Here is a 25555-nt window from a genome sequence, read left to right on the forward strand (position 1 = left end):
GAACACCATTGCGGCTGAGTTGCGTTCAGCTGCGGAAAGCGTGCGCACGGTGGAGTGCCTCGATCGCGTCGGTGAGTTCGGCGACCGGCCCGTCGACCACGGCGTCCGGCACGACCTCGGTGATCGGCAGCGCCGCGACCGGGGCACGCGGGACACCCCATTCCGCCAGCCAGGACACCAATTGACCGGACGACACGGCGTACACGATCCGCCCCAGGCCGACCCATCCGTGGCTCGCCGCGCACATCGGGCAGTGCTCGCCGGAGGTATAGACGGTGGCCGCGGCGCGCTCGTCAGGCGACAGATGTGCCGCGGACCAGCGAGAGATCTCGAATTCGGGATGACGTGTCGCGTCACCCGCCTTGATCCGGTTCCGATCCTCGAAGAGCACTTCCCCGTCGGCCGAGACCAGGAGCGAGCCGAACGGCTCGTCCCCGTCGTCGAGCGCCTCCCGGGCGAGTTCGACGCAGCGGCGCAGGTGCGAAAGATCCTCGGCAGTGATGGTCATCGCACCATCCTGGTAGCAGAAAGCGGGTGGGCCTTGCCGGAATCGACAAGGTCCACCCGCCGACGCGGTCGATCAGCTATCGCATCGGCGCCGGTCCGCATTCCTTGCCCATCAAATCGGGGAGGTGCGCCCATCCGGACGAGCAGTTCATGACCTCGCCGCCGTTCACCTGGAACGGCTGCGTGATCTCTCCACTCGCGGGCGCACCGTTCGACGGCGTGCAGTCCATGGCGGTCACCCTGCCTTCCCACACCGGCGAATGGGACGAACAGTTGTAGTTCCACATCTCCTGCGCCGTGGCGGTCGGCGGACAGAACAACAGCGCCGCCGCGGCGGCGAAAAACGGGGGAAGACCCAAACGAACGAGGCGTGTGGCTTTCATGACGATCTCCTTGTCCTGGTTCCGTGCGGTCTGAATCGGTAACCGCCCCGGACGAACAGTCCGAGTGGTAGCGAGCAGAAACTGCTTGGTGCTCAGGAGAGAACGTGCACACTGCGATAAGGACGCTACCCCCGGGATATCCGACCTGATGCGGAATGCCGACCGCTGTGACCATTCGGATATGGTGGCGCCCATCTCGGCTGCCGAGCCGGGCGAACGCCGAGCTCAGTGGGCATGCTTCCCGGGCGCGGCGCTGCCGCGGTACTCGCCGAGATCGGAGACGAGCTCCATGATTTCGGGCATGCCGTGCGACCATCGAGAGTCCGGGAGCCGTGGTTCACGGTTCCAGCACAACCTTGCCGACCACCGTGCCCGACTCCGCGAGCCGCACCGCCTCGGCGACCTCGGTGAGCGGCAACCGTGCGGCGACCTGTCCCCGCAATGACCCGGCCACCGCGAGATCGAACACCTGCCCGAGGTCCTCGGCGATCCGGGCGCGGAAGGCCGCGGCGTCGCGCTTGCCCGCCCACAGATTGAAGAAGTGCGCTCTGCGCTTGTTCGGCACCGCGTTCCACAGTTGCAGCCGGGCGAGCAGTTTCAGCACGGGAAGCCGGGAATCGCCTTCGACGTCGCGGGTAGCCGCGGTGCCGTAGGACACCAGGGTGCCACCGGGCGCGAGCAGTCGGAAGGAGTCCACGATGCCGGGGCCGCCGACGTGGTCGAACACGGCGTCAACACCGTTCGGCGCCAGCGCCCGGACCTGGGCGGGCACGTCGCCGCGGTAGTCCACCCACTGCGCGCCGAGCGCCCGGACCGCGTCCGCGTTGCGGGCCGACGCGGTGCCGATCACCGCGATACCGGCCGCGCGGGCCAGCTGCACCAGCGTGGAGCCGACGCCGCCGTTCGCGCCGTGCACCAGAATCGTCGCACCGCGCCGGGTTCCGGCGACCCGGTGCAGCATCTGCCACGCGGTGATCCCGTTGACGACCAGCGTCTCCGCTTCTGCCGGGTCGAGCCCGTCCGGCACCGGCACCAAGTCGGCGGCGTCCAGCAGCACGTGGCTGCGCCAGCCGCCGGTCTTGGTGAGCGCGGCGACCCGGCGGCCCCGCAGCGCCGCGTCCACTCCCGAACCCACGGCGACGACCTCGCCGACCAAGTCGTAGCCGGGCACGAACGGGAACGGCGGCTGGTCGTAGTACTTGCCACGGCGCATCTGCTGCTCGGCGAAGGAGACTCCAGTGGCCTCTACCCGCACCAGCGCCTGCCCCCGACCGGGTGGCGGCAGTTCGCGCTGCCGCACCCGCAGTCCGCTCGGTTCGACTTTGCCGGGCAACACGATCTCGGTAACTGTCACGTTCGGTGTGCTCATCTCGGAACCTCCTAGTGTGTGATTGATCAATCACTCGATGGGTAAATGGCGACTTCGCCACTCGGGACGTCGATTACATGCGGTTCGGGTGCCGGATCCCCTGGGTGAGCATTGCCGCCCACTCTCCTGCGCTCGCGTCGATGTCGAGCGTGGTGATCAGATGACAGAGCTGGCCGTAGGCGATGAAGCGCTGGACCTGCTCGGCGCTGCCGCCGGACCGCTCCGCGGCGAACGCGGTGACCCGTTCGAGCCCGCTGCGCATAGCGGCGGCGATTTCCGGGATGTCGGCCGCGGATTGGGCGTGCACCTGCACCATGAGCAGTCGGTTGTCCGCGATGAGCTCGGCGTAGGCGCCACCCATCCGATACAGGATCGCATCCGGGTCGGTCTCGCCCGGCCGGGACGCGCCGGCCGACAACGCTTCCTCGATCAGTTCGAAGGCGCGATCGAGCGCGGCGACGAACAGCGATACCTTGCCGGGGAACAACTTGAAGACGTACGCGGGCGAGATCGATGCGCGCGCCGCGACGCTCGTGATCGGCGTGCCGTGATAGCCGGTGCGGGCGAACTCGTCGATCGCGGCGTCGACGACGGCCTCGCGCCGGAGTTCCGCGGTGGAAAGAGTGGCACGTCTGCTCATGTGAGTGACTGTACACTCACTGCTCGAGTTCGCGCAACGGCGCCCGAGGCGGTCGCCAGATGACCTTCTGCCCTGTCGATACCTTCGCCGCCGTCGAATGATGATCGGAGTAGCGAACACGCCACCGCAATAGAAGGAGATGCATCATGACGACCGCGCGGACCATCATGCGGCCCGACGTACAGCACATCAGTGTTCGAGAAACCATGGAGGCAGCCGCCCAACGCATGCGGCAGCTCGACATCGGCGCACTGCCCATCTGCGACGGCGAATGCCGTCCCGTCGGCATAGTCACCGATCGGGATATCGTCGTGAAGGTGGTCGGTGTCGGCGCGAATCCGAAGACCACCACCGCCGGCGAATTGGCGCAGGGCGCCGACCGACTGCACACCGTCGATATCGACACCGATGTGCGCGACGTGCTGGTCCTCATGGAGCAGCAGCGGATCCGTCGGCTCCCGGTCACCGACAACGGCATGCTGGTCGGCATCATCACCGAGGCCGATCTGGCCCGCAATCTGGCCGATAGCACCGTCGGCGAATTCGTCGAGGCGGTCTGCGCGGCCCATCTGCCCGCCACCGAGAAAGTGTGAGGATCCGACGCGTCGGCCAGCCCGTCGAAACTGTCTCGGAGAGGTGCAACGCGGGCAGCATCGCGACAATGATGCAGTAGGAATGCCGAGGCCGATATCATCGATACCGCGACCTTTTCACAATGCTGATCCTCCATAGCGAACGCGATTCATCCGTGCGGGAGGTGGTCGGTGAACGGCATAGCGTTCGGTCGCTACCGGTTGCACGAGTTGATCGGCGAAGGCGGCATGGGCCAGGTATGGCGGGCCTATGACACCGCTACCGACCGCATCGTGGCGATCAAATTGCTGCCCGAGCGCTGTGCGATTGATCCCAGCTTCCGGGAGCGGTTCCGACGCGAGGCTCACGACACCGCTCAACTGCGCGAACCACATGTGGTCCCGATCCACGGCTACGGCGAGATCGAAGGCCACCTCTATCTCGATATGCGCTTGATCGATGGCGACGACGCGAGAACCCTGCTCAACCGCGATGGTGCGATGGAGCCTGCGACAGCGGTTGGGGTGATCTCCCAAGTCGCGGCGGCACTGGATGCGGCGCACGCTCAAAGTCTGGTACACCGCGACGTCAAACCATCCAACCTGTTGGTCACCGATACCGGCTTCGTCTATCTGATCGACTTCGGTATCGCGCGCTCGGCCAGCAATACCCCGCTGACCAGCACCAGCACGATGATCGGAACCTTGGCCTACATGGCTCCGGAGCGATTCACCAGCGGGGTCGCCGACGCTCGGTCCGACGTGTATGCCCTTACCTGTGTGCTGTGCGAATTCCTGACCGGAATACCGCCCTACCCGAGCACCAGCACGGAGCAACAGGTCGCGGCGCACCTGACCGCAGCACCCCCGGCGCCGAGCATGCGGCGGCTCGACCTACCGGTCGGGTTCGACGATGTCATCGCCCGGGGCATGGCGAAGGACCCGGACGACCGCTACCAGACCGCCGGAGAGCTGGCAGCCGCCGCCGAACACGCTCTCACCACTGCTCCTGCGGTTGCCGCCGGAAGCGCTCCCCGAGCCGGCCCCGCTTCGGTGCCCCCCGGCTTCGGAGATCTCCGCGATCGGCCCGGGCCGCCGTCGCCGGTACCCCCCACAGAGCCGTACGCGGAGCAAAATTCCACGATCAACGCTGGACCTCCCGTAGATCTGCCCGGTCTTCAGCCCATTCGATCCGAATCGGGCGGGATCGCACGTGGCGGCACCGCACCGCCTCGACGTAAACGGCCTGTCGTGGGGGTAGTGGTGACCGTGGTCGCCGCGTTCATCGCCGCGGCCCTAGGAGCGGGTATTTGGTGGCTGACCCGGCCATCGAAGCCGGAAGTCGCTTTCGACGGCAAATACGAAGTCACCTACACGCCCAAAACTCTCAACGGGAAGCCGGACAACAGTCCCCCCCAAGAAAGGACATGGTCAGTCCGATCCGACTGCCCACCGCACGGCGAACGCTGCGTGGCCTCGATAACCAGCCAGAGCACGGCCGAGCGGGAGACAGCCCCGGCCAAGTTCAGCGCGGACTATCGCGACGGCACGTGGACGATCACAAGAGACATACGGGCCCGCCCCGACCCCGATTGCGAAAGTCCGATCACCAAGGTGCCGCAGAACGTCCCGGCATGGCAGCGACTCGAATTCCGACCCGGCATCCCGGCGTGGACCGGAAACTCCTTCAGTTTCGTCGGCGGCCCTTGCGCATACACCCAACAACAAGAGATGAAGCTTTCCCGCGTCGGCGAGATCGACCCGAAGGTCGACGTCGTCCCTCCCGAAACCATCCCCGACCGCGGTCCCAGCCCGACCATCGCGCCGATCAGCGGCTCCTACGACGTAACCATCACGTATACCGCGACACCAGACGTTCCCAATCCCCCACCGCCGAGCAAGTTCCGGCAGCAATACAACACCCTGTGCATGCGTGAGGGCGACCGCTGCGCCGCAACGACGGACACAAATTCCGGCACAGATCCGCGCAAAGATCCACGCGCCGTCTTCGCTCCGATGTTGAGGCTCGAGGGCGGGGTCTGGCGGACCGATTACAGCATCCCCTTTCCCTGCTTCGCGGAATCGAACGAGCCGCACACCATCGCGACATTCAATTGGGATTTGTTCGCGTCCGACGTGGGCCCCGACCCCACCGAATTCTTGACCGGTACATGGACCCGCGAGAAATCGGATCCTTGTCCCGAGACCAGCCGTGCCACGGTCGAAATGCGGCGGGTCGGCTCGACCGGCGGGCGGCCCGCTGTCGCAGGCAGCAATGCGGACCAGCAGCCCCATCCGTCCGCGGCTCCGGCGATCGTCGCAATCCGCTTACCCAAGGGCAGCGATGGATTTCGAGACCCACACCTCGGTCAAACGATCAGATAACAACGACAAGAGCGGTCCGGCCGAGGAATTCCAGCTCGCTCCGCGCCGCACCGCTCGAGATGGAGGCGGACATGACCACAGGCGATGCGGATTGGTCCAGGCCGGCGGCGATGGCCCTGCCGAAGGAGGGGTTCTTCGAGCTAGAGCAAGGCCGGTACGGGCCGGTCTTTCCCCGCACACCCGCCAATTACGGCTTCTCGATCATCGCGCGGGTCAAACCCGGCCGTGAGGAGGCGATCCGGGAGTACGGCAAGCAAATCGAGGCCGCGGTAGCCGAAGATCCCACTGTGCTGGCGCCGCTCCGGCTGCATTACTTGCGGTGGGTACTGTTCGACATCGGCGACGGGTTGTGTTTCCAATATCAGGGGATCTTCGACACCGACTTCGACAAGTACGTCGAGGATGCTATCGCCTTGTTCCTGTCGACGGGCATCACAACCGTATTCGTGAACCTCGAAGGGTTCCCCGAAGACTGGAAGACCAATACCGATGCGGTGGTCGAGTTCTTCCGTGAGCATCAATTCCCGAGCTTCCTGGAGTACGGTGAGTACCCCTATGTGACCGCGGACGAGGTCAAGAAGGCGCTGCGCGTGAAGGCGGCATTTTCCGACATGCTCGACCAGATGCAGTAGGGACCGAGAGGTTTGCCGATGCTCGAACTCGACGACATCCAGCACATTCTGCTGACTCGCGTCCCAGCGCTGACCGGACGCTACGAGTTCCTGTCGTTCGCCAGTGCCACCGGTGGGCGGGCGTGGCTGTCGGCCATGGTCGACCGCGTGGCCTCGGCCGCCGACGCACAACGCTCCGTGACCACCGACCGCCGATGGGTGACACTCGCGTTCACCTGGACCGGCCTACGCGCACTCGGCGTGCCCGAACAGTCACTGGCAACGTTCCCCGAGGAGTTCCGCCAGGGCATGGCAGCGCGGGCCGCCATCCTGGGCGACACCGGGACCGCTCACCCCGACCATTGGGTCGGTGGATTGGCGGGCGACGATCTACACGCGATCGCGATCCTGTTCGCCCACGACGACGCCGAACGCGCTCGCTGGGTGCACGAGCACCAGCAGCTGCTCGGCCGCTGCACCGGAGTGACGGTGCTGTCGTCGCTGGACCTCGCGGCCGTTCCGCCGTTGGAGTACCCGCACGACCATTTCGGCTACCGCGACAGGTTGTCGCAGCCGGTGATCGAAGGCTCCGGTGAGCAGCCCACACCGGGCACGGGTGCCCCGATCAAGGCCGGCGAGTTCATCCTGGGATATCCCGACGAGGACGGTCCTCCGGTGGGATTGCCGCAACCGGAGGTATTGTCGCGCAACGGCAGCTACATGGCCTACCGGCGCTTACAAGAACACGTCGGGCGATTCCGCGAGTTCCTGGCCGAGCACACCGACACCCCGGAGGAACAGGAGTTGCTGGCCGCGAAACTCATGGGCCGCTGGCGCAGCGGCGCTCCTCTGGTGCTCGCCCCCGAGCGGGACGATCCCGAACTCGGCGCAGATATGCGGCGAAACAACGATTTCAACTACAAACAGATGGACCCCTACGGGTACGCCGTGCCTTTGGGCTCGCACATCCGCAGGCTGAATCCCCGCGACACCGCGGTGAACATGCAGCGGCGGCGCATGATCCGCCGCGGCGCCACCTACGGACCGCACCTCCCCGAAGGCGTTTCCGAGGACGGCGCCGAGCGCGGAATCGCGGCCTTCGTGCTGTGTGCCAGCCTGGTGCGCCAATTCGAATTCGCCCAGAACGTGTGGATCAACGACAAGACGTTCCACGAACTCGGCAACGAGCGGGATCCGATCATCGGCAACCAAGACGGCACCCTGGAATACAAGATCCCCAAACGTCCGATCCGCAAGACCATCAGAGGATTACCGGCGTTCACAACTCTCAGGGGTGGCGCGTACTTCTTCATGCCCGGTGTCCGCGCACTGCGCTACCTCTGCACCCCTACCGACAACGAGGTGGCACCATGAGCACCGTCACCCAGGCACGCACCTACAACCAATCTCAGCTGCCACGCACCTACACTCCCGGCAGACGCCGGTTGAGCATCTACTGGACGTGGAGTTATCCCTGGGAGGCACAGCGCGATCCCGCCGCGCTCGACAACCGCTTCTCCACCATGACCGAGGTGCGCCAAGCGGCTTGGCCTGCCTACGAGACGCCCGAGTACGACGCCGCGCACTTTCTGCAAGGGATCGCCGGAACGCTGGAATTGTTCCACCGCTCCACCCTTACCTTCCAGCAGATCGCCGGAGAGGCCACCGGTCACCCCGTCGCGGTCTTCCAGCGCATCGATCAAGCCGGGTTCGAACTGCCCCTCGACGAACGCATTCTGGCCGACACCGATACTCTCATGATCTTCGGCCTCGACCACGTTCTCGGTCAGGCAGAAGCCGCGCCCGACGAGATCGCGGCCCTCGACGAATGGCTGCGACGCGAAGGCACCTGTCTGCTTTTGGCGCCTCATCACGACGTGGGTTGCACCGATGACCTCCAGCAACGCCAAGTCGAATTTCAGCACCACGGCGACCCGCTGGTGCCGCGCCAACAACGCTTCAGCGCCTACACCCGCTCACTGATGAAAGCCCTCGACGTTCCGGTGCACAACATGTACGGACTCCGACCCGCCGTCGCCGAAGGCACGAAATCCATTGCGCCCCTGTCCACATTTCCTGACCTCGACGACTTGCACCTGCTCGACAACGTCACCACATTCAACTTCCACCCCCACCTCCCGCACTATCACCTCACCGCGCCCGCAAGCGCATCCGTGCGCCTGCTCGCCCGGCAACCCATCGACCTCGACCGACCCCACCCCTTCACCGCCGAAGGCAACACCGAATTCAACACCGCGATCTGGCTGCCGCCCACCGACCGACGCGCAGGCGACATCGTCATGATCGACTCCACCAACTTCACCACCCTGTTCGGAGGAACCGAAAGCCTCATCAACCTCTGGCGCAACTTCGCCCTCATGAAGTGACCGCGCACCACACCGACGCGGTCTACCTCCTGCCGGCCAGGGGCCATCCGCCCACGGCGTTCGGCGGCCATCTGCCGCAGTTCCGCTTCGCTACGTGGGCGTCGATGTCAGCAATTGGTAGGGGCGAGCTCTCCGCGGGCCCGGCCTTCGAGCCACAGCAGCACCGCAGGCGCACCCAATACCGCAGGGGCCAAATGTTCCAGCGCGGAAGGCAGTTCAACCGACGGCACCAGCACCGTCTGCACCCGCACCCCGGCCGCGCACCAGCGGCGGACGGTATTCTCGATCGCACCGAGCGGAATCTGCTGGTCCTTCGGCGAATGCCATTCGAGGATCGGGTTTTCCGGCATACCGGGATAGAGTTCCAGGCTGTTCTCCTCCACCACCGAGCGGGCTTCGCGGCTGTCGACGATCGAGGTGTTGTCGAGGTACTCCCGAGCGCTGCCGTCGACGCCCGCGGTGAGGATGTCGTTGCTGCAACTGTTGGCCATGTCCTGAGCGACCGCGAGGCCGCGCGGGTTGAGATACGAGCTCGTCGGCAGTCGGTCCGGGTACTCCCGCTCCAGACCGATCGCCGCCGCCATGGCCAACCCGAACGAGGGGTGCCGGTCCAGGCCCAGTGTCTCGGCCATCGTCATCAGATTCATCGGGGCACCACCGATGGCCGCACCCGCGAGTTTCAGCTCCGGTGCGTATGCCGGCTGCAACGCGGCCGCCCATGCGGTGGCCAGGCCACCGCCGGAATAACCGGCCATGACCGCGGGGCTGTGCTCCACGGCGAGTGCGGGTAGCCGCTTCACCGCACGGATGCCGTCCAATACGACATGGCCACCCAAACGCGCTGCCCCGAGAGCGAACTGCGGTCCGAGGTGATCCGGCAGCGCCACAGTCCAGCCCTGGGCCAGCGCCACGTTCAAGATCGGCGTGGTCGCCACCAGGTTCAGATCGTCGCTGTACAGCTTGTGCGATATCGCGCAGCCGGTGCCGAGCGCGTTGATGAAGTGCTGATACGACAGCAGCGGCCCGCCGGGCTGTCGGGCGAAGGGAGTCAGAACCGTCGTAGTCGCCGCGATCGGCGCTCCATGCGAGTCGGTGGACCGGAACTTGACCAGCGTGACAGTGGCTGCGGGGAAGATCGCCAGCGCGGGCAGTGCCCGCACACCCAGCACATCCCCTGCTTCGTGTGCCGCCAGATCCGCCGGGGCGGCATAGAACGGGTCCGGATCGGGCAGTGGATACAGCGGTTGCGCGGTTGCCGTCGTCGCCAAGAGCAGCCCGAGTGCCACACCGCCGATCGCACCGCTGCGCCTGCTGCCGGGCAAGAGAAACCGCCGGATCACGATCTTCTACCTCCAGTAGTTCGCGCATTTGTCGACCGGCCAGCCTGCATTCAAATCCGACGCTGCGGGCTGACCTTCAGCGACACGCCGCACGAGAATCTGAAACGGTAGGAATCGAGATGTGCACGCGCTGTCACACACGCGCGAAGTCGGCAAGGTGTCGGGTGGCCCATTCGCGGAACGAGGTCGGCCGCACGCCGGTGACTTTCTGCACCGTCGGATGCACGACGGAGGTGAACGACTCCAGCGCGGTGGCTCGCAGTGCCATGATGGCGTCGGCCATGATCTCGGAAAGTCCGTGGTCCAAGATCGCCTGACGGGCGGCGGCGGGCTCGACTTCCAGGAACCGTAGCGGCCTGCCCAGCACGTCGGCGAGTACGGCGGTCATCTCGGCGGGGGTCAAAGCCTCCGGTCCGCTGAGCCGGTAGGTTCGCCCGTCATGACCGTCGGTGGTGAGCACGGTGGCGGCGACGGAGGCGATGTCGTGTTCGTCGACGACCGCGATGCGGCCGTGGCCATAGGCGGCGAACACGCTGTCGCGGTTCCGAATCGAGTCGGCCCAGTGCAATGCGTTGGCCATGAACCCGAGCGGGCCGAGGATCGTCCACGGAATGCCGCTGTCGCGCAGTGCCTGTTCACCGCGGCGATGCCAGCTCGGGATGGGGTCGGTCGCGGTGTCGTCGCCGGTACGCCCGGAGGACAGCTTGACGACATGCGCGACATCGGCGCGTACGGCTTCGCGCATCAGGTTCGCGTCGTGGGTTGGGATGTCGGGGCCGGTGGAAAGCAGGAACACGCGGTCCACCCCGCGCAGCGCCGCGGCGATGCTGCCGCGATCACCCAAGTCGCCCGCGACGACGTCGACGGCAGCGGGAAGACCGGCGGCGGCGGGCCGACGGGTCATCGCGCGCACGGGCACCTTCGCGGCGACGAGTCGGTCGACGAGCGAGCGGCCGACAGTGCCGGTGGCGCCGGTAACCAGAATCATGAGAGTCCCTTCCGTGGATCGTTGTCGTCACGTCCTGTCCGACGACGGGACCCAGCATCGGCCCGGAGCCCCCGCCAGCTCCATCCACAGGGAGATATCGGTGGAAATTTTCCATTGAAGACGGAATGCTGAAAGAAATGACCGTGATAGACGAGCTGGACCGGGGCATCGTCCATGCGCTGCACATCGATGGCCGCGCAACGTTCAGCCGTATCGGCACGGTGCTCGGTGTGTCGACGCAGACGGTGGCCCGGCGCTACCGGCGACTGCGCGCCGAGGCCGGGTTGCGGGTGGTCGGGCTGAGCCGTCTCGACCGCGACGACCACACCCGCTGGCTGGTCCGCCTCGGCGCCACCACGACGGCAGCCCGGACACTCGCTCATTCCCTCGCCCGACGACCCGACACCTCATGGATCAAACTCCTGTCGGGTGGCACGGAAATCCTTCTCATCCTTCGCATGCCGCGCCAGGCGGACGCGGCACATCCGCTGCTGCTGCAGGAGATCCCCCGCACCGCCGGTATCACGACCGTGTCGGCTCACTATGTGCTCCACACCTATTTGGGCGGTCCGACGCCGTGGCACGGACAAGTCGCAACCCTCACCGAGCACCAGCAGCGACAACTCACACCACCCCATCACGACGCGCTGTCCGCACGCCGGCTCTCCAGCGCCGACGATGCCCTGTTGTCCGCGCTGCAAGCCGATGGACGGGCCGGGCTGGCCGAGCTGGCGGCAGCCACCGGATGGTCCCCGGCGACGGTCGCGCGCCGCCTGGCCGATCTACGGGCGCAGGGCGAGATCTTCTTCGATGTCCAGGCCGACGACACCCGGTTCGGCGCCACCACCCAGGCACTGCTGTGGATGTCGGTCGCTCCCGCGCGGCTCGACCAGGTCGGCCTCGAGTTGGCGCGGCATCCCGAACTCGCCTTCGTGCTCGCCACCACCGGTCCGAGTAACCTTGTGGCCCAAGCGATGTGCCCGAATCCCAGCGCCTTGCACCATTACCTGACCCGCCGCCTCGGCAGCGACGACGCCATTCGAACACTGGAAGTGACACCCGTACTCGCCACGGTCAAAGCCGCGGGTCACGTCATCACCGAAGGCACCAGGCACGGCACAGCCAGCCGTCGTTCGAAAAGCGCGGCGAATTCGAAGTGAGGCGCCCGTGCCGCAGCCGCATCCCGCATCCGCGCAATGCCCCGAGGTGGTCGTGCATCCGGCGCGCCGGGCGCGGGTCCACAACAGACCGATCGCACCGGCGACAATAAGGGCGATGCCCAGCGACTCCAGCCACGAAAGGCTCACCAACGCCACCCCGCCGCCGAAGATTCCGGCGGCGACCAGGACTGGAAGCGCGCAGCATCCGACACACAGAAGCGCGCCCAGCCCGATCGATACCCACCAGCGTCGCGTCCGCGTGCGCTCAGCACCCACACTCGCCTCCTTCACCGGCGGAGTCGGAGGTGAACGGTACTGGGCAACAAGGGCTTTCGCTGCAGGCAAGCAAGTCGTCACAACCTGCCTCCAATGCGGCATGCAAGGTGTCGCGCACCGCGGTCAGCTCGGTGAGTTTCGCATCGATCTCGGCCAATTTGGCCGCCGCGCGCGCTTGTAGCCCGACAGCAGTACGGCGACCCGATCGGGCGGCGGCCAAAAGCTCGGCCACCTCGTCGAGGGTGAACCCCAGCCGCTGGGCCGCCTTGATCACACGCAACACCGTGACGGACCGCTCCGGATACAGTCGATGCCCGCCGAGAGACCGCTGCGGTTCGGCGAGCAGACCGCGCCGCTCGTAGTACCGCAACGTCTGAGTGTTCACCCCGGCGGCCGCGGCCAGCTCGCCGGTGCGCAATCCGGTCAACGCCGATCGCCGCCGATCCAGGCGTCCGCCCGCGCGGCCAGCGCGTCGAGGACCGCGGCCTGATTGTCGGGAACGGCGATACGCATCACCGGACCGTCCTCGGTGGCGTCGAAGCCGAAGGTGAAGAACGAGCAGCAACCGGACTCGCGCGCGGCGAGGTCACGGCCCTCCTCCTCCTCCGCCTCGGCGGCCAGTAGGAGATTCAGTCGCGTGCGCGCGGGCCGATCCGTGCGCCGCACCGATCCGGTGATGAAACGGTCGAACTCAGCGACTCGTACCGACTGTTCTACGGTGGGCAGTGTGCACGAGTCCGGTACCCAATCACCGGTCGGAGGCGTGATCGTCATGCCCTCACGGTAAGCCCGTACCCAGGTACAAGATGCAACCTCGAACCGCGGAAACGTGCGTGCGCCCACCATTCCGCACTGCCGTATTCCAGCGTTCGCGCGTCCGGTGAATTCGATGCTTCAGTTCGAAGTGCTACGGATGTTCGGTCCGTTGCACCTGTTCGTTGATGAGGGTGTCGTCGTCAGCCGGCGGCTCGGGGTCATGCCACTCTTCTGCTCGGCTGGAACGATTGCCTCGTATCGTGCCTTCCAACTCGTGGGCCAACTCGTCGTCGTGTACGGGACCGTGCTTGGTATTTCCTCGTTCCATGGGATCTTCTCCTGTTGCGGTTGCTGGACACCGGCGCGCTAGCGGTGGCGCAAAAGGGTGGCGACCCCTTCCCGGGGTACGACAGCACCTTCGACGGGCACGATCGAGCCACCCTGCAGCAATGTGACCACCGGCAACGCTTCGTCCGCGCGGTAGGCGCGAGACGATGTCGCATCATCGATCCACTGCGCCGCGGTGATGCCGCGAAGCAATTCCGGATCGAGTTCGACGGATCGGTCCCCCACGGTGTCCGGATCGATCAGCAAAGTATCGGCGTTCGCCGCCAGCAGCGCCGAGACCGTCTCGGGCAGCCCCTCGACGGCCAGGCCGTCTGCCCTGCCCCGCGCGGTATTCAGTTGCTCGACGACCTGTCCCTGGCGCTGCCGTGCCTGCGTCCGCACCGCTTGCTGCACCTGCGCTTCCAGCGCGGCGGAGTCAGCACCCGCGGCCCGGGCACCGGCCTCGACCTCGACGATCCGAGCGGTAGGCGAATCGAGTGCCTTCGCCAGTGCTGCGCGGGCGCCGACCTCACCGACCAGCACGATGACCTGCGCTCCGACGCGATCCGCGAGATCGCGGACCGCCGTGGCGACCTCACCGACGTTCCGGCGGACCACTTCCTCTACCCGGCGCTGCATCGAAAGGTGTGCCCACCCTCCGCCGTGATGGATCTTGTGCACCGGATGCGCGGTGCCTTCGGCGGTCATCTCGATCAGGTTCTCGTCCTCGTCGACGCCGTACAGATCGCAGCCGACACGGTCGACGACCGCGATCACATGCGGCACCTCACGGGACTGCTGCTCGATGAGAGGCAACAGATACGGAAGCGCCGACACCCGCACTGTCTCGCGTGCGGGCGGCTCGGCGAGCATGTGATCGACGAGGACGCTGTCCGAATCGGCGATCAGCAGGCGGCCTGCACGCCCTTTCTCCGCCTTGACTTTGCTGATCGCGTCGTCGAGTAGCGTCAGCGTCTTCTCGGGAACGTGCTGGGCGGCCAATTGCTCGCGGATCGAGCGCCACCGTAACGCTTTTTGCTGCTCGGCGTCTTCGGTGTTGTGCGAGGCGTCGACGCAGAGCGAGACGAACGGGCCCCGCCGTTGCGCTATTTCTCTGAGATTCGTGCCATACACATCCGGCGCGTACCCGGTTCGGCGTGCACGAATCCGAATCCGCGCGTGCGTTCGGAATACGCTCCGAACGGTGGTTTGGCCGACCCAGGCCCGGGTAGTCGCCACGCGTCCGCCGGGACAACCGACTGGAGGTGAAGCCATGGCCGAAACCGTCATCGACGACGAGCTGTGGGAGGAATTCCACCGCCTGGTCAATATGTCGTCCCGGCAGTTGCGCGACTGGCTGCGCACCGAAGGTGCCGGTACCGGCACCGAAACGGAACCCGATCGCGCGGGGCCGGAGATCGGCCGGCGCATCCTTGCGGTTCTCGGCAAACGTCGTACCGACCTCGATGCCGACGACATCGCGGTGATGCGCCGGGCCGTGGACGAAATCACCGCGGTGCGCGGTGCGGAAGCAGAGCGCGAGCCGCGCGCGGGCAGAGACGACTGGCGCAGGCATCTGATGTCACTCGGACACGACCCACTCCAGCCGTCGTGAACTCCGCATCGCGAGTCGAGCGGACGGGTGTGCGCTCTGCAAGCTGACGGCGAGGAGGGTGCTTCGATGAAAGCAGTGGTGTGGCACGACGTGGGAGATATCCGGCTCGACGAAGTCGATGATCCCAAAATAGTGGAACCGACCGATGCGCTTGTGCGGATCACGACCTCGGCTATCTGCGGTACCGATCTCCATCTCGTGCGCGGCACGATGCCGGGCATGCAGCCGGGAACAGTGCTCGGGCACGAGGCTGTCGGAGTGGTGGAGGAGACCGGGGCAGCGGTGCGCGGGTTCAGCCAGGGCGATCGGGTCGTAGTGTGCTCGACCATCGCATGCGGGACCTGCTCCTACTGTCGTGCCGGCTACTTCGCCCAGTGCGATACCGCGAACCCGAACGGACCGCAGGCGGGAACCAGTTTCTTCGGCGGACCGGAGAGCACAGGCCCCGTCGCGGGGCTGCAGGCCGCTTACGCGCGCATCCCCTTCGCCGCCACGACGCTGGTGAAAGTCCCGGATTCGGTGTCCGACGAACAGGCGATCATGGTCTCCGATGTGCTGCCGACCGGCTGGTTCGGCGCCCGATTGGCGCAAGTCGGGCAGGGCGACACGGTACTGGTGCTCGGTGCTGGCGTGGTCGGGCAATGCGCGATCGCCGCAGCGAAGCGTCGAGGCGCGGCACGGGTGCTGGTCGTCGACGGTATCGCCGATCGTCTGGCGACCGCTCGCGCGCAGAACGCCGAGCCGATCGATTTCAATGCCGAGGATCCGGTGGCAACGGTGCGCGAGCTGACCGGCGGTATCGGAGTGGACAGGGTGATCGACGCGGTCGGTGTGGATGCCCAACGCCCGAAGTCCGGACCGGCCGCACAGAATCTTCCGGTTTCGGATTCGACGCTGGAAGCCGAGCGCGAGAAGGCGGCCCCGCAGGGCAGGACCGAGGGCGCGCGGTGGTTGGCCGGCGACGCGCCCAGCTTGGCGGCGCGGTGGGCACTCGAGGCAGTCGCCAAAGCCGGTAGCGTCGGCGTCATCGGAGTCTATCCGCCGAATTTCGACGCTTTCCCGATCGGCGCCGTGGTCAACCGCAATCTCACCGTTCAGGGCGGCAACTGCAACCACCGCCGCTACGTCCCCGGCCTGTTGGGCAGGGTGGCCCGGGGCGACATCGATCCGACCGCCTTCATCACCCAGCGCGCCGACCCGGTCTCGATCATCGAGGCCTACGAGACGTTCGACCGGCGCGAAGACGGCTGGCTGAAGACGATCGTGCCGATGTGAGGTGTGTAGCGATGCTGAAGTCGATCCTCCGCGGCGCCGCGGCGGGAGCCGCGGGCACGACCGCGTTGAACGCCGTCACCTTCCTCGACATGATCGCGCGCGCCCGACCACCGAGTCGCACGCCCGAACAGAGCGTCGAGCGCATGACCGACAGGTTGGGCGTGCAGGTGCCGGGTGACGAGGAACAACGGCGCAGCCGGATTTCCGGCGCGGGTGCGCTGCTGGGCACGGGGACCGGCGTTTCGGTCGGCTGTGCCTACGGTTTCGCCCGTTCCATGAAGTGGCAGCCGTCGATTCTCGCCGCCAGCACGGTCAATACCGCCACGGCCATGTCCGTCACGGCGCTATCGCTTCTCAACTTGGGTGTTTCCGATCCGCGCCGATGGACACGTTCCGACTGGCTCAGTGATCTCGTGCCACATCTTGCGTACGGGCTGGTCACTTCCCTCACCTACGCCGCCATGGCCGACAGTCGTTCGACCTCGCGGCGACGTCGGCAGTGGCCGTGGGCATGACCCCAGCGGTGCCGGCCATCTCCGTGATGGGTTCGCGACTGCGCGGAGCCGGGTCGGCGAGCCTGTGCCGGTCAACCCGCCCTGCTGTCCGAGTTCGTCTGCGTGCTGGTCGAATCGATGACGACGATATCCAGTTCGCCTGACGAGTACCGGGCGCGCAGGGCTTTCTTGTCGAATTTGCCGACACTGGTCTTGGGTACTTCGGGCAGGAAAGTCCAGCGCTCGGGCAGTTGCCATTTCGCTGTCCTACCGGCCAAGAACGCACGCAGCACGCCCGCGTCCGCCTCCGCTCCGGCCCGCAACGCGGCGGCGACGACCGGTCGCTCGTCCCATCTCTCGTCGGGTACGCCGAACACGGCGGCCTCGACGACGTCCGGGTGCGCCATGATCGCGTTCTCGAGCGCGACCGACGAGATCCATTCGCCGCCGGACTTGATGATGTCCTTGGCTCGATCGACCAGGGTGAGGTAGCCGTCGGCGGTGATGGTCCCGACGTCACCGGTGCGCAGCCAGCCGTCACGGAACGCGTCGGAGCCGACCGTGCCCGCATCCGGCGAGTAATAGGACGCGGTGATCCAGGGCCCCCGAACCTCCAGCTCCCCCACGGCTTTTCCGTCGCGGGGCAGCTCCGCGCCGTCATCGCCGACGAGGCGCGCTTGCACCGGAGCGGGGAAGCGTCCCTGGGTGACCCGGTAGGCGTAGGCGTCTTCGCCCTCGGTTCCGGGTGGCGGCCACGCGACGCAGCCCAGCGGCGAGGTCTCGGTCATCCCCCATGCCTGGATGATGCGCACTCCGTGGCGGTCCTCGAAGGCGCGCATCAGTTGCGGCGGCACGGCCGAGCCTCCGACCACGACCGCTCGCAGGTGGCCGAGGTCCTGCGGGGCGGCGTCGACCGCGGCGAGCACACCGTTCCACACCGTCGGTACGGCGGCGGCGAAACTCGGGCGTTCGGCTGCCATGAGTTCCAGCAGCGGCGACGGCTGCAGGAAGCGGTCCGGCATCACCAGCGAGGCGCCCACCATGAGCGCGGCGTAGGGCAGGCCCCACGCGTTGGCGTGGAACAAGGGGACGATGGCCAGCACCCGATCGCCCGTCCTGATGCCCATGCCGTCGGTGGTGCAGGCGTGCATGGAGTGCAGCCAGTTCGAACGGTGCGAATAGACAACGCCTTTCGGGTCACCGGTGGTGCCGGAGGTGTAGCACATCGCGGCGGCGGATCGTTCGTCGAGCAGGGGGAAGTCGAACGTGGACGAATGTCCGGCCAGCAGCGTGTCGAGTTCGTGTACCGCCACCCCCTCGGGTGCGCGCAACGCCGCCGCGTCACCGTTGGCGACGATGACGTGGCGGACCGTACGCAACTGCGGCAGCACCCGCTCGAAGGCGGGCACCAGCGAACCGTCGACGATCACCGCCTTGTCCCCCGCGTGATTCGCGACGAAGGCGATCTGTTCCGGGAAGAGACGGATATTCAGGGTGTGCAGCACCGCGCCCATGGCGGGTACGGCACAGTAGGCGAGGAGGTGTTCGTTGTTGTTCCACATGAAAGTGCCCACTCGGTCGCCGCGGCCGATTCCCAGCGCGGTGAGGGCGTGCGCGAGTTGGGCGGCCCGATCACCGAGTTCGCGGTAGGTCAGTACCCGCGACCCGCTGCCCGTCCAGGTGCGGACCGTGGCATCGGCGTGCACGGTGGTGGCGTAGCGCAGCAGCGTCGCCAACGAAAGGGGTTCATCCTGCATGGTGCTCGGCATCGGCAGGTCGTGCTCGGGGTAAGTCATTTCGTGCTCGTCTTTCTCGAAGAATGCCCGGCCGACGGGAACGTGGTGAGCCCGGGCCGACGTTGCCGCCGGGCCCGGGCTGGTCTCATGGGTTTCAGCCGCGCAGCGCGGAGGCGAAAATCGGCGCGAGCGGGGCGACGCCGGGCTTCTTCGCGAAGTTGGTCAAACGCCGCAAGGTGGTGGCGCCCGTGCGGTTGGTGACGAACCACGGCGGCTTCGGCGACAGGCTGAATTCGCCGTGCAGCAGCGACCGAGGCGAGGGGCGGAACGGCCCGCGCAGGACGGTTCGTTCCGGTTCGGCGATCAGCAAGGCGTTGTGCACCACACCGATGCCGCTCTGGATATCGGTCAGAGAGTGCCCAGGGAAGGCGCCCCACGACGCGCGGGCGGTGAGGTAGCCCAAGCCGGTCCAGGCGTTGACAGCGATCGTGCCGTAGCGCAGTTCGGTGACGGCCGTGTCGAATCGGTCGCCCAACTGTTTGATGGTGGCCGGGTGGGCGATGATGTTGACGCCGAGCGTGCCCTCGAACTCGTCGTTGCATACCTGCACCGCCCGCGCCAGGAACTCGGCCGGGTCGCCGCCGGGCAATTCGATCACGCCGAGCACCGGGGCGAAGTATTCGGTGTGCAGAGCGGGCTCGCGCCGATTCGGTGTCAGGCCCTCGATGAGGGTGCGTGCGCCGATCACTTGCGCCTGCGGGTAGCTCTGTCGGGCGGCCTCGACACGGTCGGAGGATCCGGGATAGTAGTCCGGCCGCTGCGGCGCGCGGCCGATAGCCGCACGGAGTTCGGCGAGGAACCGCTCCTTTTGCGGCCAATCCGCGGAGATCACCGCCACCTGTGCGGCGATGCAGTTGTACCCGTTGTTGTGGAGGCGCTGCGTCGCCAGGTGCTCGGCTTGGAAGCGCAGGTCCGCGTTGGACCATCGGCCCGGCACCACGATGGTGGGAGAAACACCGCCGAGTTCGCTGGTGATCGGCTTCGTGAGTCTGGGCGTGCCTGCCGCCTTGTTCCGTTCGGCCTCCGCTCCGGTGCCGAACACGATGGCGTCGTGGGTCGCCGCGCTGCCGGTCATGTGGACGGCGTCGACATCCGGGTGGTGCACCAAGGCCGCGCCGACCTCAGGGCCGCCGGTGATCAGGCGCACGAATCCGCGCTCTATCGCCGGAGCGAAGATCTTCTCCAGCACCGGCAGCAGCGGATCGGTGATCGGGTTGAGCTTCAGCGCCACCACCCTGTTGTCCGCGTAGAGCTGGTACAACACGTCCAGAGGGGCGATCGAGAAGATGTTGCCCGCCCCCAGGACGACGCCGATGCCGCCGGTGCTGGTCGGCGTGCGCTGCCCCAGGCCCGCGCGGGCGCGGACGGTTTCGGCGTCGACGCCGGGCCGCGACCAGACTTCGGCGCGGAATCCGTTGAGCAGCAGGGCGTCGAACACTCCGTGCGGAAACACTTCGACGGCCGTCCGGCCACCGGGGGCCGGACGCATCGGGTACCCGTCGACCGGGCTGCGCCCCTCCTCCAATGCCAGCAGGGATTCCGCGAGCGCGGCAGCCCCGGTCAGCAGGGAATACGGTCCGCTCACCCACTCCTCACCGAGCAAGGGCGAATCCGAGGTCAGTTTCTTGATCCGGGCCGCGGTCTCGACCCACTCCTGCGCATGCCGCGCCGTGTTGACATGAATCTGATCCAGCAGTCGGCGCCGTGCGGGCAGCGCGGTGCGCGTCCATTCGACTTCACCACGCCGTAGTGCGGAGACCGCGGCGCCGACGGTTGCCGTCACGGTCGAGGTCATGCTTCGGTTCCTTCCGATTCGGCGTCCTCGAGGACCATGTCGGAAGCCTTCTCGCCGATCATGATCGTGGGAGCGTTGGTGTTTCCGCGCACTACCGACGGCATGACCGACGCGTCGGCCACGCGCAGACCGCGCAATCCCAGCACGCGCAATCGCGGGTCCACGACGGCGCCGATCGCGCAGGTCGACGTCGGGTGGTACAGGGTCTGCGCCGTCCGAGCCGCGAAATCGAGCAGCTCGGCATCGGAATCGCCAGTGGGAGTCGAGAATTCACCGGTGGTGAGCTCCCGGAGCGCGGGTTGATCGGCGATCCCGAGGGCGCCGCGCAGCCCGGCGATCACGCTCTGGCGGTCCTCTTCGGTCTGGAGATAGTTGTGCTGGATACGTGGCGCCGTGCCGGGGGACGCGGAACGCAAGGTGACTTCGCCGCGGCTCGTCGGGTTGATCAGGCACGGGCCAAAGGCGTATCCGTGCTCCGTCGCGGCCCCCATGCCTTCACCGTGGAACAGCACCGGCGCCATATGGAACTGGATGTCGGGCCCCGCGAGACCGCCGCGGGTCTCGATGAAGCCCCCTGCCTCGCCGATATTGGAGGTCAGCGGGCCGCGTCCTTGTTCCTGCAGCAGAGCGAGGTTTTCCGGGGTCAGTGCGGTCATCAGCGACTCGCGATCGGTGCGGTAGTTGAGGAACACCGACAGATGGTCTTGCAGATTCCGCCCGACCGGCAGGTCGCGGATCGTCTCGATCCCGAACGCCGACAGCTGATCGGCCGGGCCGACACCCGACAACAGCAGCAGATGCGCCGATCCGTATGCGCCCGCGGCGAGAACAACCTCGCGCCGGGCCTGGATCACTTCCGTGCTGCCGTCCCGGCCGATGACCACACCGGTCGCGCGGCCGTTCTCGATGACGACTCGATGGGCGAGCGCGCCGGTGACCACCGTCAGATTGGGGCGCGACGCGGCCGGGTGCAGATAACCGACGGCGGCGCTGCACCGCATGCCATTGCGCTGTGTCACCTGATAGCGACCGACGCCCAGTTGGGTGGACCCGTTGAAGTCCTCGTTGCGGAGGTGGCCCGCTTGCTCGGCGGCGCGCAGGAACGCGTCGCCCAGCGGATGCCGCGATCGGCTTTCGCTCACCGCCAGCGGCCCGCCGACGCCGTGGTAGGCGTCCTTTCCGCGTTCGTTGTCCTCGGCCTTCATGAAATAGGGAAGGACCTCGTCGAAGCTCCATCCGTCGTAGTCGGCACGTGCTCCGCGAATGTAGATCATCGCGTTCATGGAGCTGCTTCCGCCGACCACACGCCCACGCGGCAGATAGGCGCGGCGGAATTGCAGCCCGGCTTCGGGCTCGGTGTCGTAATCCCAATCGAGCGGACTTTTGAACAGAGAGGGAAATGCGACCGGCAGATGGATTTCGTCCGCCGTGTCCTGCGGCCCCGCCTCGATCACGGCCACCTGGACCCGCCGGTCCTCGGACAATCGACTCGCCAGCACGGATCCGGCGGATCCGGCGCCTACGACGACATAGTCGTACACGGTCGGCACCTCTCTCGAAATCAATTCTCGAATCGGGGCGCTATGACCCCGGTCACTGTCGAAGTCGATACTGCTGGGGGGATGCCTCGAACCACCATGTGCACGGGCCTACCGATCCACGGCGGATATGTGTGCCAGAGCACAAGCGCATTCCCGGCGAATGCCTACCATCTATCCATGACCACGCTGACGGAGCCGCCCGTGAATGATTCCGCCGCGGTGGCGCGCACGCTGCTCGCGGAGGTCGACGACCTCACCGCCGAACTCGTCGGCCGGATCCGGACCGGGGACCACGCCTACGCGGAATCGACCGCGCTCACCGACGCTGAGCTGGGCTTCGTCGTCCGCGACAACCTCGTCTCGCTGCTGGGCCAGCTCTCCGGCGGTGTCGGGCGTCGGCTGCAGCCCGCTACCGTGGTGGGCCGGGTCAAAGCCGAGCTCGGCGTGCCCCTCCCCGCGGTGCTGCACGCGTACCGGCTGGCCGGACGACTGCTGTGGGAACGCGCGCTCGCAGTGGCCACCGGCACGAGACTCGACGTGTTGCCCCAGCTCGGGTCGGAGATGTGGCGGATCATCGACGACTATTCGGGAGCGGCGGCCGAGGCGTACGGCGACTATCTGACCGAGCGAGTCCGCCACGACGATTCCGAACGCCGCGCTCTGTTGCGCCGTCTACTGAACGGCGATTCCCACGATCCGACACAACGCGACATCGCCCGCGCCCTCCACCTGCCCCCGCTGGGCAGCTTCGTCGTCGTGCATGCCGAAGCCGATCCCGAAGCACTGGCACCACTGATGGGCATCGAGTCCCGGCTCCGCGCCGAATACGTCGAATCGATCTGGATCACCGAAGCCGGCGCTCGCATCGGGCTGCTCAGCCCGGCCACCGAGCGCGCGCACCAGCAGGTACTCGCTCAACTGCGGCAACACGCCACAGGCCGGGTCGGCGTGAGCCGCCCGTTCTCGACCGCGGGGGACGCAGGCGCCGCACTGCGGGAGGCCGAACTGGCCGGGCGTTGCGCACCGGCAGGCACCGCCACGGTCACCGTCTACGGCGACACACCCATCCCGCTCGTCCTGGCGCATGCTCCGTCCGCTGCGCACGAAATGGCGCACGAAATCCTCGGACCCGTACTCGACCTGCCACCAGAGGAGTGCGATCCCCTTCTCGACACGCTCGCCATGTGGTTCGAATGCGGAGGCTCCAATACCGAAGTCGCGCAACGTCTGCACTACCACCGCAACACCATCCACTACCGGCTGCGCCGCATCGAAACCCTGACCGACCGCCGCTGCTCCGATCCCAAAGCGGCCGCCGAACTCTACGTCGCCCTGACTGCCGTGCGGCTCATCGGACTGGACCGGTCCGGGATTCCCGCCGATCCCCCGTCGCGTGGCCAGGCACAACGCCTCGGCTTCTGATCACAACAGTCTTTCACCGGCTGGTCAGAGCACGCCACTCGCGCCGGAGCATGCGTCTAACCACCCTGGGAGTGACAGATCGTCGAACGACCATCCAGCCCGTGCACAAGATCGATGCCGCGGCCGAGATTGTCCAGTCGCGCGTGCAGGGTGTCGCCCGCGGGATAGAGACGTACCGTGTCCACGCCGGTGTCGCGCCAGGTTCGCAACCGCTCGCGGACCATGTCCTCGGTGCCGATCAGCGTGGTGGCCAGCACCATTTCGTCGGTGACCAGCGCGGCGGCGCCATCGCGATCACCGCTCTGCCACCGTTCACGCACTCGAGCGGCGACATCGGCCCAGCCTTGGCGGCTGTAGGCGTTGTTGTAGAAGTTGGTCGAGCCCGATCCCATTCCACCCAGCGAGAAGGCGAGTTCTTTCTTGCGGCTGCCGAGGACCTCGTCGAGTTGGGCCTCGTCGGCGACGATATTGATCTCCGCGCCCTGGCAGATGTCCAGATCCGCGCGGTCCCGGCCGGAACGGGCCAGCCCGGCGTCGAGATGCTCGAAATAGGCGTCCGCTCCCTCGGGGACGAAGCTGGTGCCCAGCCAGCCGTCGGCGATCTCGCCGGTCAACTCCAGCATCTTCGGTGACAGGGTGGCCAGGTATATGGGAACCGCGACCGCGGGCACGCTCAGCCGCATCGGTTTGCCCTCGCCACCGGGCAGCGGGATTGTGAAGTGCCGGCCCTCGAAGACGACCTTCTCACCGGTGCAGGCCGCCCGGATTATCTGCACGGTCTCGCGCATGCGGGCCAGTGGACGGGCGAACGGCACGCCGTGCAGACCCTCGATGACCTGCGGGCCGGAAGCACCGAGACCGAGCAGAAATCGGCCTTCGCACAGTCGTGCCAGGGTCATGGCAGTCTGGGCGATCAGGACCGGCGACCGGGTGCCGAGCTGAATGATGCCGGTACCCAACCGCATTCGCTCGGTGCGCGCGGCGAGGAAACCCAAAGGTGTCACCGCATCACTCCCCCACGCCTCGGCCATCCAGCAGATGTCCAGGCCGAGTTTCTCGGCTTCGACTACGAATTCGACGAGGTCGGGCCAGTTCGCCCCCGAGGCCTCGATGGTGGTGGCCGTGCGCATCACGCGTCCTTCTCCACTAGATCCTTGATGGCGGACAGATTGGCGGCCATGCCGAACTCGAACTCGCGCAGGCGCACGAAAACGATCTTCTGCTCCTTCTCGGGCATGGCATCGATCGCGAAGTTGAGTCCCGAACGCGCGGGACCCATCTGGGTCCACTGCTCCAGGACGGTGCCCGCGCCCTCGGGTTGGAGGGTGAAACGCCATATGCTGGATGGGTATCCGGGATCGCCGACAGCCCAGGCGAAGCGCCGCTCCGGCTCGAATTCCACAACCGTGCTGGTCGTTTCCCAGTTCCCCATGGCCTCGTGGGCGTTGCGGCCGATGAACCGCGCGCCGACCGCGGGTCCGGTGGCGCCGTCGAGCCATTCCACGCTCTGTAGTTCTTCACTCAACCGCGGCATGAGGTGGATATCGCTGACGAATGCCCACACCCGTCGCGGTGGCGCGTCGATGAAGGTCTGAACTGCCACGGTCGGGGTGTCGGCATACACCTGCCCGGTCCACTCCACGATCAGCTCCTTCCGTCTGTTTCGCCCATAGTTGCATAGATAGACTAAGCACTACAACGGTCTCTTCAGACCACTCAACAGCTGAGTTTCACATTTGGACTCACGGGGATGGGGCTATGCCGCGCACATCGTCGGCGAACTGTGATCGTCCCGGCACCCCGCACGATTGATCCACTGGGGACGACTCTCGGACGCCCCTAGACGGGGCGTCGCTTCATCGATCGCCGACATGACGGGCTGGAGTAATCGATGGCTCTCCGACGAGGGAATCGGC

Annotated in this window: 25 protein-coding genes; 10 read left to right on the top strand and 15 right to left on the bottom strand. The window is 66.7% G+C overall.

Translation table 11 applies throughout. The annotated features are described in order from the left end of the window. Nucleotides 1-25 precede the first annotated feature (25 nt). From AB0L97_RS07655 to AB0L97_RS07670, 4 genes are all read right to left on the bottom strand, one after another. Nucleotides 26-508: a nucleoside deaminase gene (locus tag AB0L97_RS07655; protein WP_364426144.1), complete on the bottom strand. Its 483-nt coding sequence runs from the start codon at nucleotides 506-508 to the stop codon at nucleotides 26-28. Between the two features lie 76 nt (nucleotides 509-584). Further along, nucleotides 585-890 (bottom strand): hypothetical protein, encoded by a 306-nt coding sequence (locus AB0L97_RS07660; protein WP_364426146.1) that lies wholly within the window; start codon nucleotides 888-890, stop codon nucleotides 585-587. Nucleotides 891-1227: 337 nt separating this feature from the next. After that, nucleotides 1228-2259, bottom strand: coding sequence for a medium chain dehydrogenase/reductase family protein (locus tag AB0L97_RS07665; RefSeq protein ID WP_364426148.1), 1032 nt, complete (start codon nucleotides 2257-2259; stop codon nucleotides 1228-1230). 73 nt (nucleotides 2260-2332) lie between these two features. Then, nucleotides 2333-2899: a TetR/AcrR family transcriptional regulator gene (locus AB0L97_RS07670; protein ID WP_356964234.1), complete on the bottom strand. Its 567-nt coding sequence runs from the start codon at nucleotides 2897-2899 to the stop codon at nucleotides 2333-2335. A 146-nt stretch (nucleotides 2900-3045) separates the two neighbouring features. Between AB0L97_RS07670 and AB0L97_RS07675 the strand changes: the two genes are divergently transcribed. The 5 genes from AB0L97_RS07675 (at nucleotide 3046) to AB0L97_RS07695 (ending at nucleotide 8854) form a co-directional block, all read left to right on the top strand. Continuing rightward, nucleotides 3046-3492 (top strand): CBS domain-containing protein, encoded by a 447-nt coding sequence (locus tag AB0L97_RS07675; RefSeq protein WP_364426151.1) that lies wholly within the window; start codon nucleotides 3046-3048, stop codon nucleotides 3490-3492. 201 nt (nucleotides 3493-3693) lie between these two features. Continuing rightward, complete coding sequence (locus AB0L97_RS07680) at nucleotides 3694-5856, top strand: serine/threonine-protein kinase (RefSeq protein ID WP_364426153.1); 2163 nt, start codon at nucleotides 3694-3696, stop codon at nucleotides 5854-5856. 71 nt (nucleotides 5857-5927) lie between these two features. Next, a complete protein-coding gene (locus tag AB0L97_RS07685; RefSeq protein WP_364426765.1) occupies nucleotides 5928-6488 on the top strand; it encodes a hypothetical protein in 561 nt (186 codons plus the stop codon). Nucleotides 6489-6506: 18 nt separating this feature from the next. Then, complete coding sequence (locus AB0L97_RS07690; RefSeq protein ID WP_364426155.1) at nucleotides 6507-7841, top strand: peroxidase; 1335 nt, start codon at nucleotides 6507-6509, stop codon at nucleotides 7839-7841. Further along, complete coding sequence (locus tag AB0L97_RS07695) at nucleotides 7838-8854, top strand: hypothetical protein (protein ID WP_364426157.1); 1017 nt, start codon at nucleotides 7838-7840, stop codon at nucleotides 8852-8854. The genes AB0L97_RS07690 and AB0L97_RS07695 overlap by 4 nt, the downstream gene beginning before the upstream one ends. A gap of 107 nt (nucleotides 8855-8961) precedes the next feature. Here AB0L97_RS07695 and AB0L97_RS07700 read toward each other — a convergent pair whose 3' ends face one another. After that, nucleotides 8962-10194, bottom strand: coding sequence for a lipase family protein (locus tag AB0L97_RS07700; RefSeq protein ID WP_355073821.1), 1233 nt, complete (start codon nucleotides 10192-10194; stop codon nucleotides 8962-8964). A gap of 133 nt (nucleotides 10195-10327) precedes the next feature. After that, nucleotides 10328-11182, bottom strand: coding sequence for an NAD(P)H-binding protein (locus AB0L97_RS07705; RefSeq protein ID WP_364426160.1), 855 nt, complete (start codon nucleotides 11180-11182; stop codon nucleotides 10328-10330). A gap of 137 nt (nucleotides 11183-11319) precedes the next feature. Between AB0L97_RS07705 and AB0L97_RS07710 the strand changes: the two genes are divergently transcribed. Next, nucleotides 11320-12342, top strand: a complete 1023-nt coding sequence (locus tag AB0L97_RS07710) for an Lrp/AsnC family transcriptional regulator (RefSeq protein WP_364426162.1) — start codon at nucleotides 11320-11322, stop codon at nucleotides 12340-12342. A gap of 265 nt (nucleotides 12343-12607) precedes the next feature. On the opposite strand, the gene AB0L97_RS07715 is transcribed toward AB0L97_RS07710, so the two are convergent. From AB0L97_RS07715 to AB0L97_RS07730, 4 genes are all read right to left on the bottom strand, one after another. Beyond that, nucleotides 12608-13045: a MerR family transcriptional regulator gene (locus tag AB0L97_RS07715; protein ID WP_364426164.1), complete on the bottom strand. Its 438-nt coding sequence runs from the start codon at nucleotides 13043-13045 to the stop codon at nucleotides 12608-12610. Continuing rightward, on the bottom strand, nucleotides 13042-13392 hold the full coding sequence (locus tag AB0L97_RS07720; protein WP_364426166.1) for a hypothetical protein: 351 nt from the start codon (nucleotides 13390-13392) through the stop codon (nucleotides 13042-13044). The genes AB0L97_RS07715 and AB0L97_RS07720 overlap by 4 nt, the downstream gene beginning before the upstream one ends. 133 nt (nucleotides 13393-13525) lie before the next feature. Then, nucleotides 13526-13702: a hypothetical protein gene (locus AB0L97_RS07725; protein WP_355073830.1), complete on the bottom strand. Its 177-nt coding sequence runs from the start codon at nucleotides 13700-13702 to the stop codon at nucleotides 13526-13528. Between the two features lie 38 nt (nucleotides 13703-13740). Further along, entirely contained in the window at nucleotides 13741-14835 is a 1095-nt protein-coding gene (locus AB0L97_RS07730; RefSeq protein ID WP_364426169.1) for a Vms1/Ankzf1 family peptidyl-tRNA hydrolase, read from the bottom strand. Nucleotides 14836-14974: 139 nt separating this feature from the next. Here AB0L97_RS07730 and AB0L97_RS07735 point away from each other — a divergent pair, with 139 nt between their 5' ends. The 3 genes from AB0L97_RS07735 to AB0L97_RS07745 all read left to right on the top strand — a co-directional run bounded on the left by AB0L97_RS07735 (nucleotide 14975) and on the right by AB0L97_RS07745 (nucleotide 17106). Then, nucleotides 14975-15316 (top strand): DUF3140 domain-containing protein, encoded by a 342-nt coding sequence (locus AB0L97_RS07735; protein WP_355073834.1) that lies wholly within the window; start codon nucleotides 14975-14977, stop codon nucleotides 15314-15316. Between the two features lie 66 nt (nucleotides 15317-15382). Further along, nucleotides 15383-16591, top strand: coding sequence for an alcohol dehydrogenase catalytic domain-containing protein (locus AB0L97_RS07740; protein ID WP_364426171.1), 1209 nt, complete (start codon nucleotides 15383-15385; stop codon nucleotides 16589-16591). A gap of 11 nt (nucleotides 16592-16602) precedes the next feature. After that, on the top strand, nucleotides 16603-17106 hold the full coding sequence (locus tag AB0L97_RS07745) for a hypothetical protein (RefSeq protein WP_364426173.1): 504 nt from the start codon (nucleotides 16603-16605) through the stop codon (nucleotides 17104-17106). 71 nt (nucleotides 17107-17177) lie between these two features. On the opposite strand, the gene AB0L97_RS07750 is transcribed toward AB0L97_RS07745, so the two are convergent. The 3 genes from AB0L97_RS07750 to AB0L97_RS07760 form a co-directional block, all read right to left on the bottom strand. Next, nucleotides 17178-18854, bottom strand: coding sequence for a long-chain fatty acid--CoA ligase (locus AB0L97_RS07750; protein WP_364426768.1), 1677 nt, complete (start codon nucleotides 18852-18854; stop codon nucleotides 17178-17180). A 121-nt stretch (nucleotides 18855-18975) separates the two neighbouring features. Further along, nucleotides 18976-20676: an aldehyde dehydrogenase family protein gene (locus tag AB0L97_RS07755; protein ID WP_364426175.1), complete on the bottom strand. Its 1701-nt coding sequence runs from the start codon at nucleotides 20674-20676 to the stop codon at nucleotides 18976-18978. Continuing rightward, entirely contained in the window at nucleotides 20673-22217 is a 1545-nt protein-coding gene (locus AB0L97_RS07760; RefSeq protein WP_364426177.1) for a GMC family oxidoreductase N-terminal domain-containing protein, read from the bottom strand. The genes AB0L97_RS07755 and AB0L97_RS07760 overlap by 4 nt, the downstream gene beginning before the upstream one ends. Nucleotides 22218-22394: 177 nt before the next feature. Between AB0L97_RS07760 and AB0L97_RS07765 the strand changes: the two genes are divergently transcribed. Continuing rightward, nucleotides 22395-23639: a helix-turn-helix domain-containing protein gene (locus tag AB0L97_RS07765; RefSeq protein WP_364426179.1), complete on the top strand. Its 1245-nt coding sequence runs from the start codon at nucleotides 22395-22397 to the stop codon at nucleotides 23637-23639. A gap of 56 nt (nucleotides 23640-23695) precedes the next feature. Here the strand turns inward: AB0L97_RS07765 and AB0L97_RS07770 are convergent, their stop codons facing one another. Next, complete coding sequence (locus tag AB0L97_RS07770) at nucleotides 23696-24769, bottom strand: LLM class flavin-dependent oxidoreductase (RefSeq protein WP_364426181.1); 1074 nt, start codon at nucleotides 24767-24769, stop codon at nucleotides 23696-23698. Further along, nucleotides 24769-25281, bottom strand: a complete 513-nt coding sequence (locus AB0L97_RS07775) for an SRPBCC family protein (protein ID WP_364426183.1) — start codon at nucleotides 25279-25281, stop codon at nucleotides 24769-24771. The genes AB0L97_RS07770 and AB0L97_RS07775 overlap by 1 nt, the downstream gene beginning before the upstream one ends. Nucleotides 25282-25555 lie beyond the last annotated feature (274 nt).

The sequence above is a fragment of the Nocardia sp. NPDC051911 genome (assembly GCF_040681035.1).
Classification (GTDB): Bacteria; Actinomycetota; Actinomycetes; order Mycobacteriales; family Mycobacteriaceae; genus Nocardia; species Nocardia sichangensis.

What these genes read in the sequence shown, in the direction of transcription:
- AB0L97_RS07690 (WP_364426155.1), top strand. Translation starts at nt 6,507, where the DNA reads ATGCTCGAACTCGACGACATCCAGCACATTCTGCTGACTCGCGTCCCA.
- AB0L97_RS07665 (WP_364426148.1), bottom strand. Translation starts at nt 2,259, where the DNA reads ATGAGCACACCGAACGTGACAGTTACCGAGATCGTGTTGCCCGGCAAA.
- AB0L97_RS07710 (WP_364426162.1), top strand. Translation starts at nt 11,320, where the DNA reads ATGACCGTGATAGACGAGCTGGACCGGGGCATCGTCCATGCGCTGCAC.
- AB0L97_RS07765 (WP_364426179.1), top strand. Translation starts at nt 22,395, where the DNA reads ATGACCACGCTGACGGAGCCGCCCGTGAATGATTCCGCCGCGGTGGCG.
- AB0L97_RS07735 (WP_355073834.1), top strand. Translation starts at nt 14,975, where the DNA reads ATGGCCGAAACCGTCATCGACGACGAGCTGTGGGAGGAATTCCACCGC.
- AB0L97_RS07685 (WP_364426765.1), top strand. Translation starts at nt 5,928, where the DNA reads ATGACCACAGGCGATGCGGATTGGTCCAGGCCGGCGGCGATGGCCCTG.
- AB0L97_RS07725 (WP_355073830.1), bottom strand. Translation starts at nt 13,702, where the DNA reads ATGGAACGAGGAAATACCAAGCACGGTCCCGTACACGACGACGAGTTG.
- AB0L97_RS07655 (WP_364426144.1), bottom strand. Translation starts at nt 508, where the DNA reads ATGACCATCACTGCCGAGGATCTTTCGCACCTGCGCCGCTGCGTCGAA.
- AB0L97_RS07705 (WP_364426160.1), bottom strand. Translation starts at nt 11,182, where the DNA reads ATGATTCTGGTTACCGGCGCCACCGGCACTGTCGGCCGCTCGCTCGTC.
- AB0L97_RS07740 (WP_364426171.1), top strand. Translation starts at nt 15,383, where the DNA reads ATGAAAGCAGTGGTGTGGCACGACGTGGGAGATATCCGGCTCGACGAA.
- AB0L97_RS07720 (WP_364426166.1), bottom strand. Translation starts at nt 13,392, where the DNA reads ATGACGATCACGCCTCCGACCGGTGATTGGGTACCGGACTCGTGCACA.
- AB0L97_RS07675 (WP_364426151.1), top strand. Translation starts at nt 3,046, where the DNA reads ATGACGACCGCGCGGACCATCATGCGGCCCGACGTACAGCACATCAGT.
- AB0L97_RS07770 (WP_364426181.1), bottom strand. Translation starts at nt 24,769, where the DNA reads ATGCGCACGGCCACCACCATCGAGGCCTCGGGGGCGAACTGGCCCGAC.
- AB0L97_RS07670 (WP_356964234.1), bottom strand. Translation starts at nt 2,899, where the DNA reads ATGAGCAGACGTGCCACTCTTTCCACCGCGGAACTCCGGCGCGAGGCC.
- AB0L97_RS07750 (WP_364426768.1), bottom strand. Translation starts at nt 18,854, where the DNA reads ATGCCGAGCACCATGCAGGATGAACCCCTTTCGTTGGCGACGCTGCTG.
- AB0L97_RS07745 (WP_364426173.1), top strand. Translation starts at nt 16,603, where the DNA reads ATGCTGAAGTCGATCCTCCGCGGCGCCGCGGCGGGAGCCGCGGGCACG.
- AB0L97_RS07755 (WP_364426175.1), bottom strand. Translation starts at nt 20,676, where the DNA reads ATGACCTCGACCGTGACGGCAACCGTCGGCGCCGCGGTCTCCGCACTA.
- AB0L97_RS07660 (WP_364426146.1), bottom strand. Translation starts at nt 890, where the DNA reads ATGAAAGCCACACGCCTCGTTCGTTTGGGTCTTCCCCCGTTTTTCGCC.
- AB0L97_RS07695 (WP_364426157.1), top strand. Translation starts at nt 7,838, where the DNA reads ATGAGCACCGTCACCCAGGCACGCACCTACAACCAATCTCAGCTGCCA.